This window comes from Variovorax sp. P2_H12 (genome assembly GCF_056403395.1).
On the sequence record NZ_JBFUFO010000251.1, the window covers coordinates 1 to 407 of the forward strand.

Sequence of the window (407 nt, forward strand, 5' to 3'; positions counted from 1 at the left end):
ATGACAGCCCTGGAGTCGGCGGACGGCGAACTCGGCGGCATCGTCGCCTGGTACTCCATCATCCACACSCCRCCGGARSTGYTGCCGRMGGTGTTCGCSGAGTTCCAYCGGGCGCTGGCCCCKGGMGGCCAYCTGCTGCTCGGCTTCCACGTCGGCGACGAACGACGGCGCAAGGAGACGGGGTACGGCGGCCACGCGATGGCCCTCGACGTCCACCTGTTGCCACCCGACCGCATTGCCGAGTCGGCGACCCGCGCCGGGCTCGTGGTGCACGCCACGCTGATCCGCGAGCCGGAAGGTACGCGAATTCCGCAAGCCTGCCTTCTGGTGCGCAAACCGAGGAATTCATAACCGTCGAACGACAGCGGAACAAGTCGGGCAGGTCACGCGCCACGGAGTCAATTCCT

1 pseudogene is annotated in these 407 nt (G+C 67.6%); it reads left to right on the forward strand.

The annotated features are described in order from the left end of the window. Nucleotides 1–351: pseudogene (locus AC1DYK_RS36010) on the forward strand (hypothetical protein); the annotation flags it as partial. Nucleotides 352–407 lie beyond the last annotated feature (56 nt).